The 15,233-nt window shown below is 75.3% G+C and carries 11 protein-coding genes; 1 reads left to right on the forward strand and 10 read right to left on the reverse strand.

Annotated features, from left to right (window positions below):
* Positions 1 to 125 precede the first annotated feature (125 nt).
* Positions 126 to 329 (forward strand): hypothetical protein, encoded by a 204-nt coding sequence (locus ACWCPF_RS06090; protein ID WP_451043742.1) that lies wholly within the window; start codon positions 126 to 128, stop codon positions 327 to 329.
* A gap of 123 nt (positions 330 to 452) precedes the next feature.
* Here ACWCPF_RS06090 and ACWCPF_RS06095 read toward each other — a convergent pair whose 3' ends face one another.
* The 10 genes from ACWCPF_RS06095 to ACWCPF_RS06140 form a co-directional block, all read right to left on the reverse strand.
* The gene (locus tag ACWCPF_RS06095; protein ID WP_451043743.1) at positions 453 to 1,625 is read right to left on the reverse strand and encodes an FAD-dependent oxidoreductase; all 1,173 of its coding nucleotides are present in this window, start codon (positions 1,623 to 1,625) and stop codon (positions 453 to 455) included.
* Positions 1,626 to 1,708: 83 nt separating this feature from the next.
* A complete protein-coding gene (locus ACWCPF_RS06100; RefSeq protein ID WP_451043863.1) occupies positions 1,709 to 2,593 on the reverse strand; it encodes an LLM class flavin-dependent oxidoreductase in 885 nt (294 codons plus the stop codon).
* Positions 2,594 to 2,625: 32 nt separating this feature from the next.
* Positions 2,626 to 3,708, reverse strand: coding sequence for a glycoside hydrolase family 5 protein (locus ACWCPF_RS06105; protein ID WP_451043744.1), 1,083 nt, complete (start codon positions 3,706 to 3,708; stop codon positions 2,626 to 2,628).
* 217 nt (positions 3,709 to 3,925) lie between these two features.
* Complete coding sequence (locus tag ACWCPF_RS06110; RefSeq protein WP_451043745.1) at positions 3,926 to 4,963, reverse strand: rod shape-determining protein; 1,038 nt, start codon at positions 4,961 to 4,963, stop codon at positions 3,926 to 3,928.
* Positions 4,964 to 5,345: 382 nt separating this feature from the next.
* Positions 5,346 to 9,065: an SAV_2336 N-terminal domain-related protein gene (locus ACWCPF_RS06115; RefSeq protein WP_451043746.1), complete on the reverse strand. Its 3,720-nt coding sequence runs from the start codon at positions 9,063 to 9,065 to the stop codon at positions 5,346 to 5,348.
* Complete coding sequence (locus ACWCPF_RS06120) at positions 9,055 to 10,098, reverse strand: AAA family ATPase (protein WP_451043747.1); 1,044 nt, start codon at positions 10,096 to 10,098, stop codon at positions 9,055 to 9,057. Before ACWCPF_RS06120 ends, ACWCPF_RS06115 begins: the two co-directional genes overlap by 11 nt.
* A gap of 32 nt (positions 10,099 to 10,130) precedes the next feature.
* On the reverse strand, positions 10,131 to 11,855 hold the full coding sequence (locus ACWCPF_RS06125; protein WP_451043748.1) for a VMAP-C domain-containing protein: 1,725 nt from the start codon (positions 11,853 to 11,855) through the stop codon (positions 10,131 to 10,133).
* Positions 11,852 to 12,202: a CU044_2847 family protein gene (locus tag ACWCPF_RS06130; RefSeq protein ID WP_451043864.1), complete on the reverse strand. Its 351-nt coding sequence runs from the start codon at positions 12,200 to 12,202 to the stop codon at positions 11,852 to 11,854. The genes ACWCPF_RS06125 and ACWCPF_RS06130 overlap by 4 nt, the downstream gene beginning before the upstream one ends.
* A 118-nt stretch (positions 12,203 to 12,320) precedes the next feature.
* On the reverse strand, positions 12,321 to 13,658 hold the full coding sequence (locus ACWCPF_RS06135; RefSeq protein ID WP_451043749.1) for a carboxyl transferase domain-containing protein: 1,338 nt from the start codon (positions 13,656 to 13,658) through the stop codon (positions 12,321 to 12,323).
* The gene (locus tag ACWCPF_RS06140) at positions 13,655 to 15,100 is read right to left on the reverse strand and encodes an acyl-CoA synthetase (RefSeq protein WP_451043750.1); all 1,446 of its coding nucleotides are present in this window, start codon (positions 15,098 to 15,100) and stop codon (positions 13,655 to 13,657) included. Before ACWCPF_RS06140 ends, ACWCPF_RS06135 begins: the two co-directional genes overlap by 4 nt.
* Positions 15,101 to 15,233 lie beyond the last annotated feature (133 nt).

A 15,233-nucleotide genomic window follows, 5' to 3' on the forward strand; every position in this document is an offset into this window, starting at 1 on the left:
TCGAGCCGGTCGAGTCCGTCGGGTCGGTCGGACCGGCGAGGGGCGGCCTCGCGCGACGAACTGGGTGTACATATGGCCATGGCCGAAACGTCCCGAACGCCCCGACAGCCAGGAGGCTGACGCACATGCAGTATCTGATCATCGGCGTCGTCGGAGTGTTCGCCGGGATCCGGGCGCTGGCGCTGCGGCGCAAGCAGCTGAGCGGGGCCGGTGGGGCGTCCGCCCAGCTGATCCTGCGTCCCTCGTTCCTGGCCGTCCTCGCCGGCATCGCCATCGTCGGCGGAGCCTTCCTGCTGGCGGGCGGCGTCGCGGCCCTGATGCGAGGCTGAGCGGCTCGGGCGAGGTCGGCTGCGGTGCGGCAGCGCCCTGAAGGGGCGCGGGGAACTGCGCGACCGGCCACGATGGCGCCGCAGCAAAACGACGGCACATCGTGGCACGTCCAGCGGGCGAGCTCAGAGACTCGACGCCCAGGTCAACTGCCGGGCGAGTTCCGCGTCGTCGGGCTGGGCCGCGGGCGGCGGCGGGCCGGGCGTGCGGGGCTGCGGCACCGCCGCGCCCCGGGAGATGTTGCCGCTGACGGTCGTGTTGTGCTCCACGCGCGGCCGCCGCAGCTCCTCGTAGCGGGAGAGCGCCGAGTCGAGGTCCGGGGCGTCGCGCAGGGACTTGGCGAGGATCACCGCGTCCTCCAGCGCCATGGACGCGCCCTGCCCGGTCGCGGGGGAGGCCGCGTGGGCCGCGTCCCCGACGAGCAGGGTCCGGCCGCGGCGCCACGGGGTGCCGTTCGGGATCTCCGTGGCGTTGGTGACCAGCACGGGCTCCGTGGTCGCCGCGACGATCTCCGCGACGCCGGTCGGGTCCTTGCGCAGCAACGGAACGAGCAGGTCACGCCAGTGGGCCGGGGCGACGTCGGCCATCTCCTCGGCGGCCAGCGGCGCGTCGGCGTCGACGCGGACGAACCAGTACGTCTCCCCGCCGGGTGACGTCATATGGCCGAACGCGGCCCCGCTGCCGCGGGTCATCGTGATGCACGCGCTGTCGTCCCCGTCGGCCTTCGGCGCGGCGCCGGTGTAGCCGTAGAAGACGCGCTGGCCCGCGTAACACGGCTGGACGGGTGCCTCCGTGGGCGCGGTGAGCCGGCGGACCGTGGAGTTCAGACCGTCGGCGCCGAGCAGCAGCTCGCCCGTGGCCGTGCTGCCGTCGGCGAAGTGCGCGGTGACGCCGTCCGGCCCGTCCTGGACGGAGACGAGCCGCGCCCCGTGGACGATCCGGATCCCCCGCCGGACGGCCTCCGCCTGGAGCGCCGCGTTGAGCTCGCCGCGCCGCAGACACCGGTACTGCAGCCGGGGGTCGCCGAACTCGCCCAGCGGAGCGCGCACGACCTCCGCGCCCGTCGCGTCGACGACGCGCATCGAGGTGAGCGGAAAGCCGATCGAGGTCACCGCGTCGGTCGCGTCGATCTGCGCCAGCGCCCGCAGACCGTTGCTCGCGAGCGTGAGGAACGCGCCGATGTCCTCCGCGGTGTCCGGATGCGCCTCGAAGACGGCGACCTCCTGCCCCGCCTTGCTCAGCGCCAGAGCCGCCGCCGTGCCCGCGATCCCGCCGCCGATGATGAGTACCCGCGCCATGCAGAAACACCCCGTTCTTCCGTGTAGGGACCTCCTGATCGTATGGCCCCTACCCGTCCGCCCGCGCCCCCGGTGCTCCTGCGTCAGCGACCGCCCTCGCGTCCCAAGGCGCCGAGTACGCCCGCGAGTTGGCGCAGCGGCTCCTCGCCGACGAGGCGCAGGACGACCGTGTCGGCGCCGGCCGCGGCCAGCTCGCCGATGCGTCCGACGGCTTCGGCCGCGGTGCCGGAGACGGTGAACACGTCCTCCTGCGGACGGCCGAGCCAGGCGCCGTGGCCCTCGGTGTGCGGATGGAGGGTGCGGGCGACGGCGTCGGGGTCGTCGCCGACGCAGGCGAAGGCGAGGACGGTCAGCGTGTGGTCGGCGCCGGCGCCGCCCTTGGCCGTCAGCGCCCGGGTGTTCGCCAGGTCCTGCGGGCCGTGGCCCTCGGCGATCAGCGTGCCGTCCGCGACCTTGCCGGACAGTTCGAGGGAGCGGGGCCGCACCACACCGGCCACCACCGGCGGGACCTGGCTCGGCGGATGCACCAACTGGACGCCGTCCAGCCGCACTTCGCGCCCGTCCAGCTCGACCCGCGCACCGCGCAGCAGGGCGCGCACGGAGGTGATCGTCTCCTCCAGGAGGGTCAGCGGCGAGCGCGGCGCGACGCCGACCGACTCCATCCACTCCCGCACCCCGTGCCCGATCCCGGCCACCAGCCGGCCGGGGAACACCCGGGCCAGGGTGGCCAGTTCCATCGCCAGCAGCGCGGGACTGCGCAGCGGGGCGGGCGCGATGCCGATGCCCACCCGCAGCCGCTCGGTCGCGCCCAGCGCCACGGCCGCGGCCGACACCCCGCCGTTCCAGCCGAGGTCCTCGACCACCCAGAGGTCGTCCACCCCGAGCGCCTCGGCCTGCCGGGCGAACCCGGGCAGTCCCTCGGGCGCCCAGTCGCGGTCGTACATGACGCCGATCCGCACGTCTGTCACAGCCGGCTCGCCTTTCGCAACGGTCATGCCGGTCAGTCCTTGACGGGCTTGCCGCGGCCCCAGGCCCAGGCGAGGCGGTCGGCGCCGGACTGGTTGGTGGTGGCCAGCCAGGGGCGGGCGGTCGTGCCGGTGAGGGTCTGCAGCGAGTAGGTGTCGTCGGTGCGCAGGCCCGGCCAGTACACGGAGCCCATCTTCAGCTCGCGGAAGGTGTCGGTGACGGCCTGGACGTAGTTGACGAAGTTGTCGTCCGGCGTCTTCACGTTGTAGTCCAGGCCGGTCGTCATCGGGGCCCCGAACTCGTCCGCGACGGTCCGGCCCACGCAGTCGCCGATGCGGACCTTGAGGTCGGCCACCCACTGGTCGTAGGTCGCGTACTCCTTCCAGAACCCGTAGTGGTGCAGCGAGAGATACGTGCCCTTCAGACGCGGGTCGGCGCAGACGGTCGTCACATGGTCGTTGTAGCCGGCGCCGCTGACGAACACCCGGTTGCGCGGGACCTTCGCGTACGTCGACAGCCACTTGGCCGCGAGGTCGGCCCACTCGGCGTCCGTGTAGCCGTGCGGCTCGTTCATCGGCTCGAAGTAGACGCGCTGGTCGTCCTTGTACGCCTTGACGACGGTGTCCCACATCGGCCAGTAGCGGGCCGTGTCGTCGATGAAGCCGTCCTTCTGCGCGCCGGTGCCCTCCCAGTAGGAGACGATCACCTTGAACCCCTGGTCCGAGGCCGCGTCGATGACTCCGCGGTAGGACTTCCAGTAGGCGCCGTTGACCGTGTAGGGGTTGATGGGCAGCCGGACGGTGTTCGCCCCGAGGTTCGCCCGGAACGCGGCGATGATCCGGCTCGCCTTGGCGTAGGTCTGCCGGTAGGTGTCCGAGGTCGACAGGCCGGACAACTGCAGGTAGTCGTCGGCGAAGTTGTCCCGCGGGTCGGCCCAGTTCACGCCCTTGAACCGGGTCGGGTCGAGGGTCGGCGCGGCGGCGCTCGCCGGCGCGGAGGTGGCCGAGGCGGGGCTGCCGGCCAGGGTCGCGCCGGTGACGGCGGCGACGGCGACCGCGACGCAGGCGGCGCGCAGTCGGGGGGAGAGGGAGGACGCTCTGGTGGGGGACTTGCGCATCAACTAGCCCTTTCAAGTTCATGTTTGCGTAAACATGAAGGCCCGCAGTGGCAGATGTTTACGTAAACATAGCGGCGCCGGAATCGTGGCACCCGGGCTGGTGATCGTCAAGGTTTCGCACACGTAACGTGCCCCCGCGCGGGAGGGCGAGGATCCCGCTCGGGGTGCGCTCGTCTTCGGGGCGGCGGCCCGGCGCGCCGAGGCGTCGGGGTACGTGTCACGCGCCCAGCGGGTTCAGCGTCAGTGGCTCGATCTTGCCCTCCAGCATTGCGCCGAGGCCCTGGGCCGCGCAGATGTCGGGGCGTTCGGCGATGTGCACCGGCATGCCGGTGGCCTGACGGAGCATCTGGTCGAAGCCGGGCAGCAGCGCGGAGCCGCCGACCATCATGATCCCGCGGTCCGCGAGGTCGGCGACCAGGTCCGGCGGGCACTCGCGCAGCACCCTGCCGATGCCGTCGAGCACGGCGGTCAGCGGCGTCTCGATGGCGTCCCGGACGGCCGCGGTGTCGACCTGCACGCAGCGCGCGAGGCCGGTGGCGACGTCCCGTCCGTGGATCTCGGTGGACGCCGGCCCGTGCGGGGTGAGGCCGTTGCCGGACAGGGCGAGCTGCAGCGGCCGGACCGACTGGCTGGGCAGCATCAACTCGTGCTCGTGGCGCAGGTGTTGGACGATCGCGTGGTCCACCGCCTCGCCGCCGACCGGAATGCGTTCGGCGGTCACGATCGAGCCCAGGGAGAGCACGGCGACCTGCGTCGCGGCCGCCCCGCACACCATGATCATGGTGGCCTCGGGGCGCTCGACGGGCAGCCCGCAGCCCACGGCGGCGGCGATGAGCGTGTCGACCAGCTCCACCCGCCGGGCGCCGAGACCGACCAGGGTCTCGATCGCGGCGCGCTGGGCCAGCGGGTCGGCGTCGTGCGGGGTGCAGGCGGCGGCGCGCAGGAACGGCTTGCGGCGCAGCTGACGGCGGATCTTGTCGCCGAGCAGATGGCGCAGCATGCGCTGCGCCATCTCGATGTCGACGACCGTGCCGCCGGAGACCGGGCGCATCACGCGGATGTAGTGCGGGGTGCGGCCCGTCATCTTCTCGGCGAACTCGCCGACCGCGATCAGCGCACCGGTGCGGGTGTTGACGGCGGCGGCGGACGGCTGGTCGACGACGAGCCCGGCGCCCTTCACGTACACCCGCGTCCGCGCCGCTCCCAGATCGACGGCGAAGTGGCAACGGCGCAGCTGCTCCAGACTGGCGGTCATGGCGGTTCCTCCCGAGAGCACAGACCGTGGCGGGCCGCCGGGCGATCGGTCGGCCTCCCTCGCATCGTGCGGGGGCGGGGCGCGGAGCGCCTTTTCGGGTGGGCCGGGCGGGGCGCGGCCGAATGGGGGTTCTTGGACCGACCGGCAAATGGGGGGCGGCGTCGCGGGGCTGGGCACGCTCCCCCAGAGGGGGTACCCCCACCCCCAGAGGGGGCCCCCAGCGGCGTTGTCGTCGGTCTCCCCCACGCTCGGCTTCTCCCCCACTCTCGGCTCCGCTCGAGCGGGAGGGACCCCCATCGCTCCGCGTTGCCTCCCTCCTCCGCCTTGCAGCTGCACGCACCCAGCCCCGCTCCTTCTCCCACCCCCCATTTGCCGGTCGGTCTTATCGCGCGCGGGCCGCTTCCAGCACCGGCGTGAGGGAGGGGACCGCCACATCGCAGCCCGCCCGCAGCAGGGCCTGCTCGACCGTCGGGTTGCGGGCGAGGCCGATGAAGCGCAGGCCCGCGGCCTGTGCGGCGGCGAGCTCGGCGAGCGTGGAGCCGATCACCAACCCCGTGGCGGCGGGCGCGCCCAGGGCGCTCAGCGCGCGCAGCAGACAGTGCGGATCCGGCATCAGGTGGCCGAGGTCGTCGTCGCGGCCGTGCACGCCCTCCAGGAGCGGCAGCAGCCGGTAGGACTCCAGATGGCGGCGGACGGCGGGTTCGTGCACGTCCGTGGCGACGGCGACCCGGCGCCCGGAGTCGCGGAGCGCGCGGACGAGGGCCACGGAGTGGTGGGTGGTCGGCGCGTCCGGCACGGCGTCCAGCTCCAGTCGGTCGAGGCGCGCCCGCAGGACGGGGGCCAGCCGGCGGTCGTGGGCGAAGGTGCGCAGGACGTCGAGCGGGTGCACGAACAGCTCCCGGCCCGCCGACCCGCCCGGCTCGACCGGCGGACGGCCCGCCAGGGCGTCCTCGGGGTGGCGGTGTTCGGCGACGACGGCGAGCAGGTCGAGGGCGGCCGCGCGGGCGGAGGTCGCCGTGAACAGGCGGGCGAGGGGGCCGTCGAAGCCGAACAGCACGGTCTCGGAGTCGGCCAGCAGGTCCGCCGGCGGGCGGTCGGCGGATCCGGTCGGCCGGCGCGGCTCGGGGGGCGGGGCGTAGTCCGGCGCGAGCGTGACCGCGCAGGTCACCGCCAGCCCCGGCGCCGTCCAGCGGCCGAGCTGCGTGTTCACCGCGCGCTGCGCGCCGGGCGCCCGCCGGACGGAGTGGTGGCGGGTGATCAGGGCCCCCGCCTCCCGGAAGTGCGCCAGCAGCCGCTCGGACACGCCGACGGCCTCCGCGCGCACGAACGCCACCGGGTCGGCCACCCGCCAGGACAGCTGCACGGCCGCCGCGAACGCGCCCTTTCCGGAGCTGGGCAGGGAGACGCGGTGGACGGTCTGCTGGGGCGTGAGGTCCACCTCGTAGTAGGTGGTCGGAGCGGGCGGGCGTCCGCCGTACGGATCGGCGGGGTTGAGGAGCGTGAGCGGGCCGTCGGGACGTGTGTGGACGATCGCGGTGCGGCCGGGGGCGGGTATGCCGAGCTGTCTGAGGTCACGGGTGAGCAGCGGCCCGCGCACCAGGTCGCGCTCGTCCTCCACGGCACGCGGCGCGGGCAGCGGGCAGTGCCAGGCGAGCGGCGGGGCGTCCTCGGCGTCGCCGTACAGCGGGCGGAAGCGGTGCGGGCCGGAGGCGGCGGAACTGTGGGCGAAGTCGTCGTAGAGCGCGGGCGGGACGGTGATGAGGACGGGCGCGTCGCCCTGTGCCGGCCGTGGGGACTCCGCCCCTTCCTGGAACGTCACGCGCAGGCGCGGCGGTTCGGCCAGATCGGCCAGCGGGCCCGGGAGCCAGCGCAGGGCGGCGGCGAGGACGGGGAGGAGATAGGCGTCGGGATGGAACCGGACGAGGTAGCCGTCCCCCCGAACCCGGATCTCGTACTGCTGCGGGCTGAGAGCCCCCCGCGCCAGCACTTCGTGCACGGCGACTTCGAGCGTGATGCGCGTCTCGGGCCGAGTGGAGAGATCGGCATCGGTGGTGAAGAGGAGCGTGGGGGCGGGGGAGGTAGTGGAGGCGGACGTGCGCGCTGGCGCGGGGCTGGGTGTGACGGAGGATGAGGGCGTGGGGGTGGGACCGGGCGAGGACGTGTCGGAGGGAGCGGGGCTGGGCGTGGGGGCGCGCGTGGGCGTGGAGGAGGGGATGGGGCTGGACGTGGGAGCGCGCGTGGGGGAGGGCGCGCGCGTGGGCGTGGGCGCGGGGCTGGGTGTGTCGGAGGGGGTGGGGGCGGGCATGGGCGTGGGGCTGGGCGTGGGCGTGGCAGCGGGAGCGGGAGCGGGGGAGGGAGTGGGGCTGGGCGTAGGGGAGGTCGTGGCAGCGGGCGTGGGAGCCGGAGCGGGAGCGGGTGTAAGCGAAGGCGCCGTGGTGGCGGTGGGCTCGGGCGATGAGGTGGGGGGGTTCGTCGGCTCGTCTCCGCCCAGGCGGGTCACCGTTTCCGCGCTCACCGTTGCGAACGCCGGGCCGTCGCCGTTCCCGCTGTCGCCGCCGGTCTCGGCGCGGAACTCGCCCGCCGTGCGGCCCGCTCGTTCGTCGATCAGGCCGCCGATGCGCTCCAAGAGCTCGCGTGCGCGGCCGCGGGTCGTGCGCGGCAGGGTGCGCAGCAGGAGGTCGCGGACGCCGGGGCGGAAGTCGTAGGAGCCCGCTGGGCCGGGGACGGTGGTGAGCATGCCGCTGAGGATCACCTCGGCCAGGTGCTGGGGCCGCGGGTCGCGGTTCACGGCACGCTGGACCAGCCGCATCACCGGCACGGACGGCACGGCGAGCGCCAGATGACCGGCCAGCCGGAAGGCCTCCGGGGAGGCGGTGGCGCGAAACCGCAGGACCAGGTCCTGGGCGGTCAGGGCGGCCGGGTCGGAGGCCTCCCGCTCGATGGACGCGGGGGCGACGGGGGCCGGCGGGAGCCAGGCCGCCGCTCCGGGGGTGCGGGCGCCGCCCGGCCCGGCCACCAGCGCCGCCCAGTTGGCCAGCCAGGGTGCGCCCGGTTCCAGCACCGGCAGGGGCAGCGCCCCGTCGGGCACGGGCCGACCGGCCTCGGGGTCGGTGTCGGTGTCGGTGTCGTACGGGGTGAACGCGAGCGCGGTCAGCGGGGCCGCCATGGCGGGGGACGCGAGCAGACCCGGCTCGGCGGGCAGCGCCGTCGTCGGCCACAGGTGTTCGGGGAGCGGCTGGACGACGGCCAGCGGCATCCGGGTCGCCCAGTGCCGCAGGGTGTCGTACCAGCGGGTCCCCGCCGGGCCGGGGCGCCACTGCGGGCCCATGCAGTCGCTGACGACGAGGGTGACGGTCCGCCCGTCGGCGGGGGCGGGGAGGTGCCGGGCCCGGCCGTCGGGCGTGGCCGGGTGCAGGGTGACCGTGCGGAAGATGCCCGACTGGACCAGCACGGTGTGCAGTTCGCGGACGAGCGGCCGCCAGACCGGCATCGTCGGGCCCGTGTCGTGGACGAGGTGGAGCCGCAGCCAGCGGTCGCGCGCCGGGCGCAGGACGGGCAGCCATATGTCCGGGTGCGCGCCCAGCCGGGCGATGCGGTCGGCCGTCGCCCGCTCGTCGAGCTGCCGGTCGCGCGCCGACGGCACGGTCCGCTTCAGCGGGCGCAGGGCGCGCTGGAGGGCGAGGGGGCGGGGGAGCATCGGCGGCGCGGGCGCGAGGAGCGGCCGGCTGCCGGCGCCGGCCGTGCCGCCCCGGGCGCCGGGCAGGCGGAGAGGGACGCGCTCGGCGGGAGCGGCGGGAGCGGCCGGGACCGCGGGGTCGATCGGCGGGTCCGGCCGCGCGGTCGGCGGTGTCCCGCTCGCGGTATGACCGGTCGCACTCTCTCCCGTCCCGTCCGCCGTCCCGTCCGCCGACCCGTCGGCCGTTCCGTCCGCGGTCTCCGTGGCCCGGTCCTCGCCCGCCTCCGACTGCCCGGCCAGCCAGAGCAGTTCGGCCAGCTCGCGCGGGGTCGGCGGGGTCTGCGCGGTGGCCGTCAGGAGTGCGGTCAGCCGGGCGAGGGCGGAGGAGTCCTCGGCCGCGCGCGCCGGGGGCTCCTCAGAAGCCATCGCCGTCCGCCGTCGTGCTCAGGTAGGGCATCAGCTGTTCGGCCAGCGCATCCCGGGAGTCCGCGTCGAGGCCGGTGACGCCGGTGAGGTAGAGGGCGTTCAGCAGCTGGTCGGTGGCGAGTTCGCCGTCGGCCGCGCGGGTCAGGAAGCGGCCGATGAGGCGCTCCGCCTCGCCGCTCGGGGTGTCGAGGTGGGCCCGGACGATGTCGGTGAGCTGGGCGCGGTCGGGGCGGCGCAGCCGCAGCCGGACGCAGCGGCGCAGGAACGCGGGCGGGAACTCGCGCTCGCCGTTGCTGGTCAGGACGACGAACGGGAACGCGCGGCAGCGGACCCGGCCGCGGGTGACGGCGACCGGGGTGTCCGAGCCGTCGGACAGCACCTCGGCCGTGGCGTCCGCGGCGGAGTGGCGGGCGGCGCGCATGAGTTCGGGGATTTCGTACTGGCCCTCCTCCAGGACGTTCAGCAGGTCGTTGGGGAGGTCTAGGTCGCTCTTGTCGATCTCGTCGACGAGCAGGGCGCGCGGCCGGTCGTAGGGGAGCAGGGCGGTGCCGAGCGGGCCGAGCCGCAGATGGTCCTCGACCCCGCCGCCCGGGGTCTCGACGTCCGCCTCCGCCCCCGCCCCCGTCCGCGCCGCCTGCCGGGCCGCGTACAGCCGGGACAGCGGGTCGTACTGGTAGAGGCCGTCGGCCAGGGCGGAGCGGCTGGTGATGTTCCAGCGCAGCACCGGGCCGAGGCCCAGCTCGCGGGCGACCGCGTAGGCCAGGGAGGACTTGCCGGTGCCGGGCGGGCCGGTGACCAGCAGCGGGCGGCGCAGCACCAGCGCCGCGTTGACGAGCTGGACGCTCTCCGGGGTGGCGACGTAACTGCGGGCGCGGTGGACGCGGTCGGGCGACACGGCCGCCTCGTCGTCGGCGTCCCGGGGCGGCGGCACGACCGGCGCGCCGTCGAACGCACGCCAGGGCGGCGGCGCGGGCAGCCGGTCGATGCCGTCGTGCGGCTCGCTGCTTCCGGTGTAGACGGACCAGTGGGGCATGGATCTCCGAAACATGGGGGCGGGGCGGCGGCTCAGGCCACGGGGGAGTGCACATGGGCGGGCGCGCCGCCGTGCGGGTCGGTGAAGACGCGTGGGTCGTCCCACAGCAGCTGGATGTCGTGCGCCCAGTGGCCGTCCTCCGCGTCGGCCTCCTCGCGCAAGGCCAGGATCCGGCGCGGGAGTTCGGCGGGCGGCACCTGGGACAGACAGACGTCGAGCTCGTCCAGGAACGTCTTGCCCGCGCACCCGTCCCCGCCGGCGCAGGGCTCGTCGGGCCCGTCGGCGCAGCCCTCGCGGGACCAGACGACTATCGGGGCGGGCGCGTTGAGCGAGGTGTCGAAGTGCGGACGGGTGCGGGGCACGCCCGGGGCGGTCGCGAAACCGGCGAGGCAGGCGTCGTCCTGGCGCAGCCGTATCCGCAGCCGGCGGGGCTCCTCGGGGCCGCCGCACTCGACCCGGTGCACCCGCGCGCCCGGCGCGGAGTCGAGCCGGTTCCACGCCCGGGTGAGCTGGTGGCGCACGCTCGCCCTGCGGCGCGCCTGGTCGGTGACGACGAGCGGGTACACACAGCCGAGCGGGGTGTCGTCGTCGGGGGCGCTGGCCCAGCGGTCGACGGGCAGGTCGATCCAGTCGCGGGGCAGCGCGAACGCGATCAACTCGTCGCAGCCGGGCGTCAGATACCGGAAGGCGGCCTCGATCCGGTCCTGCACATAGGCGCGCAGCCCGGCCTGCGGGACGGTGTCGGAGCCGACCGGATGCCGACGGCCCCCGCTGTACGCGGACACCTCGACGCGGACGTGTCCGTCGCCCGCGCCGCTGTGCTGGAGGTCGACGAGGATCGGCGACCAGTCGGGCGCCGCCGCCGTCTCGACGGGGGCCTGGAACATCGACTCCACGTGCGCGGTGAAGCGGGCGACGGTGGCCGCCGCGTCGGCGCCGTCGACCTCGCACAGCACGAACAGGGCGGCCGACCACAGCGAGTCGAACCCCTCGTCGGGCGCGTCCGGGTCCAGCGGACCCCGGGCCGCCTCGTAGAGCCGCACGCGCCGCCCGGGAGCGCCCGGATCGCCGTCCAGGCCCTCGCGGACGGCGCGTTCGACGAGTTCGCGCAGCCGGGCGCGGTCGGCGGTGCGGTGGTCGGAGGTGGGCACCAGACCCGCCAGGTCGGGCCAGTAGCGGGCCATGACCTCGACCGGCATCATCCGCCCGTTGTGCACGCCCCGGTCGCCCGCGGCCGCGGTGACCATGCCGACGACCTCGCCGGTGTCGGCGAGCGTGACGGCCGCGCCGCTGAACCCGGGCGCGAGCGGCTGCCCGCCGGGCTGCCAGGCCTCCAGCTGCATCCACTCACGGTTGAGCAACTGGGTCGCGGTGATGCGGTACTCGGCGAGCGTGCCCTCGTCGAAGCCGACCGGGAAGCCGTACACGACGAGCTTGCGCGGCCGGTCGGACCGGTGGGCGTGGGCGTCGCCGACGGGGGCCAGCGCGGCCGGGGCCACCGGGACCTCGTGGGCCAGCTCCAGGACGGCCAGGTCGCCCAGGTCGGTCGACGAGCCGCCCCAGCCGCCGTCGGCCACCACCCGGGCCGGCACGGCCGGCGCGCCGGGGCGCTCGGTGAACGTCACCGTCAGCGCGCCCGCGGCGGCCCGGTGGACGACATGGGCGCAGGTCAGCACCTTGCGCGGGGTGATCAGGAAGCCCGCCCCGGCCACCTCGCCGGCGCTCTCGATCCGGGCGTGCCACTCGGCGCTGTTCATGAGACGGCGGCGGGCCCCGGCTCCTCCACGGAGGACGGCGACCAGGTCAGCTTCACCACGAGATGCCCCTCCGCCGTGCCCTTGGCGATGATCGCGCCCGTCTCCGCCGACAGCTTCACCCCGAACTCGATCTCCACCCCGTCCGGCTTCAGCGCCCCGTCCCGGAACACCCGCAGCGCGGACTCGGCGGCCGCGCGCACGCCCTCCAGGGCGCCCTCGAAGGTGCGGGCCGCCTGGACGGTGCCGTCGCCCCGGGCCACCAGCCGCGAACCGGGCCGCGCCTGGGTGACCGCCTCGACGGCGACCACCGCGCCGCTGTCGGTCCTGAACTCCACCAGTTCTTCCACTACGCCCCCGTAGCCCCTTTCCGTTCCCATGCCGTTCCCGTACCGCTCCCGGCGCTCTGCCGCCCTGCGGCTCTGCGCGCATCCATTGTCACGGACGGTACTCGGGATTGTCCCGCGTTCAGTGCGGCGGCGTGCGACGGATCACTCCCAGCTCCGCCAAGTCCTGCGGCCGGATGCGCAGTTGGTCCGCCGTCAGTTCCACTTCCGCCTCCGGGCGCTTGAGGATCGCGGCGGCGAGCTCCGGGGCGATCACCGAGAAGTAGCTGTCCGGCGTGGCCCAGGTGCGGCCGGGAGCGGCCAGCGCCAGCGCGCCGCCTGAGCCGCCCTCGCCGATCACCAGCGTGGTGAGCGGGGTGCGGGCCCCGGCGACCACGCCGAACAGCTCCGCGATCGCCGCGCCCGCCCCCTGCCGCTCCGCCTCGGCGTCGTTGGCCGCGCCCGGGGTGTCCACCAGGGTGAGCACCGGGATGCCGAGCCGGTCCGCGAGCCGGATCAGCCGGGCGGCCGTGCGGTAACCGGCGGGCCGGGTCGCCGCCCCGGTCTGCGCGGCGTACGCGACCGTACGGCCCCGGTGGGCGCCGAAGCCGCACAGCATGCCGGCGGGGTCCGCGCCGCCGCACCGGTCGCCGGAGATCGCGAGCCGCTCGGTGAAGTAGGCGTCCAAGTAACGGGCGGCACCCGGGCGTTGCGGCGAACGGGCCCGGGCCACGGCATCCCAGCCGGAGGCCGGGAGGTCCGTCGCCCCGAGGGCCTCGGGCACCGGAGCCGGGTCGGTCGAGACGCCCGTCAGCAGCCGCAGCCAGCGCCCCAGCGTCGCCCGCAGCTCCTGCGGCTGGACGACCGCGTCCGCCGACCCCGCCGCGACCTGCGCCTCGGCCGTGTAGGCGGCCGGGTCCGCGTCCGCCGGCCGGACCCGCGACCCCGCGAAGCCGACCTGCGCGCCCGGCAGCGCCAGCACCACGTCGGCGCCCGCGCCCAGGGTGGCCCAGCCGCCGCCGGTCGTCGGATCCCGCAGGACCGCGATCTGGGCCAGCCCGGCTTCCCGGGTCAGCGCCGACTGCCGGGCCACCCGCTGGAGTTGGGCGAGAGCGAGCATGCCCTCCTGCATCCGGCTGCCGCCGGTGGCCACCAACGGCACGACCGGCAGCCGGTGTTCACGGGCGTACGCGTACGCGGCCTCCAGCCGGTCGCCGGTGCGCTCGCCCAGCGAACCGCCCAGGAAGCCGAACTCGAAGGCGATCAGCACGGCTTGCGCGCCCTCGACGCGTCCGACGCCGCAGACCACGGACTCCGACTCGCCGGTGCGCCGGGCGGCGCGGGCCCGCGCGTCGTCGTACCCGGGCCAGGCCAGAGGTCCGTCGGGGCCGAAGTCCCGCTCCTCGTGGGGGAGTTCACGGAAGTCGTCGGCGACGAGGGCGATGATCTCCCGGGCGCTCGCCCGCTGCCGCGTCGTCATGACGGCAGCGCCCGCTTCATGATCTTCCCCATGTCGTTGCGGGGCAGCGCGTCGAGATACCGGACCACGCGGGGCCGCTTGTGCGGCGCGAGCCGACGGGCCACGTGATCGGCCAACTCCCGTTCGTCCGGCGGCGACTGCGGATCCGACGGCACGATCCAGGCGACGATCCGCTCCCCGAGATCCGCGTCCGGCTCCCCGGTGACGGCGGCCTCGCGCACCCCCGGATGCTCCAGCAGCGCGTTCTCGATCTCACCGGCCCCGATCTTGTACCCGCCGCTCTTGATCAGATCGGTGGCCTTGCGCCCCACGATCCGGACATACCCGTCGGGATCGCGCACGGCCACGTCCCCGGTGCGGAACCAGCCGTCGGCGGTGAAGGCGGCGGCGGTCGCGTCGGGACGGTTGAGGTACTCGGTGAACAGGTTCGGCCCGCGCACCTGGATCTCCCCGACGCTCTCCCCGTCGTACGCCGTCACGACGGTCCCGTCCTCCTCCACGAGCCGCAGCTCGACGCCCGGCAGCGGCACCCCGACGGTCCCCGCCCGCGCCTCCCCGTCCGCCCGGACGCTGGTGTTCATCAGCGTCTCCGTCATGCCGTACCGCTCGATCACCCGCCGTCCGGTCGCCGCCCGGATCCGCTCGTGGTCGTGCACCGGCAGGGCGGCCGAACCGGACACCAGGAGCCGGGCCCCGCCCAGCGCCGCGGCCAGCTCCGGCTGCTCGGGGAGGTCCTGGGCGATCCGGTGGTACATCGTCGGGACGCCGAACAACATGGTCGCGCCGGCGTTCAGTTCCCGGGCCACGCCCTCGGTGGTGAACCGGCCGAGGTGACGGACCGAGCCGCCGCGCCGCAGCGGGCCGAGAACGCCCAGGACCAGGCCGTGGACGTGGAACAGGGGCAGGCCGTGCACCAGCACGTCCTCGTCGGTCCACTGCCAGGCGTCGGCCAGCGCGTCCAGGGTCGTGGCGACCGCCCGGCGCGGAATGACGGCGCCCTTCGGCGGGCCGGTGGTGCCGGAGGTGTAGACGACGAGGGCGGGGGCCTCGGCCGACGCCCCACTCCCGGGAGCGCCGCCGCCCGTGCCGTGCGCGTCGACCTCGACCCGTGCCAAGTCCCGTACCGGAGAGGGAAGTTCGGTGCCCGGCGCGACCAGCACCAGGGTCGGCGCACTGTCGTTCAGGATGTGCCCGAGCTCCTTCTCCCCGGACTTCGGGTTCAGCGGCACGGCGGCGACGCCCGCCTCCAGCGCCGCCACCACGGCCACCGCGGTCTCCAGTTCCGGCGTCGCCCAGACGGCCACCCGGTCGTGGCCCGCGAGGCGGCCGGCCAGCGCGCCGGTCGCGGCGGCCAGCTCCGCGTACGTCAGGGAGCGGTCGCCGAACCTCAGGGCGGCCCGCCCCGCCGAGGCGTCCGTCAGGGCCGGGAAGAGAGAGGACACGCGTCGTGCTCCTTAGCTGTCGCTGCCTGCGCCTGCGCCTGCTGCCTTTCGGCGGCCGGGCCTACCCGAACCCTGGCACGACCGCCACCGGCCACACCACCACGGGGCGAGTCGGCAGCGCCCCTTTAGGGGC

The sequence above is a fragment of the Streptomyces sp. NPDC001858 genome (genome assembly GCF_053594615.1).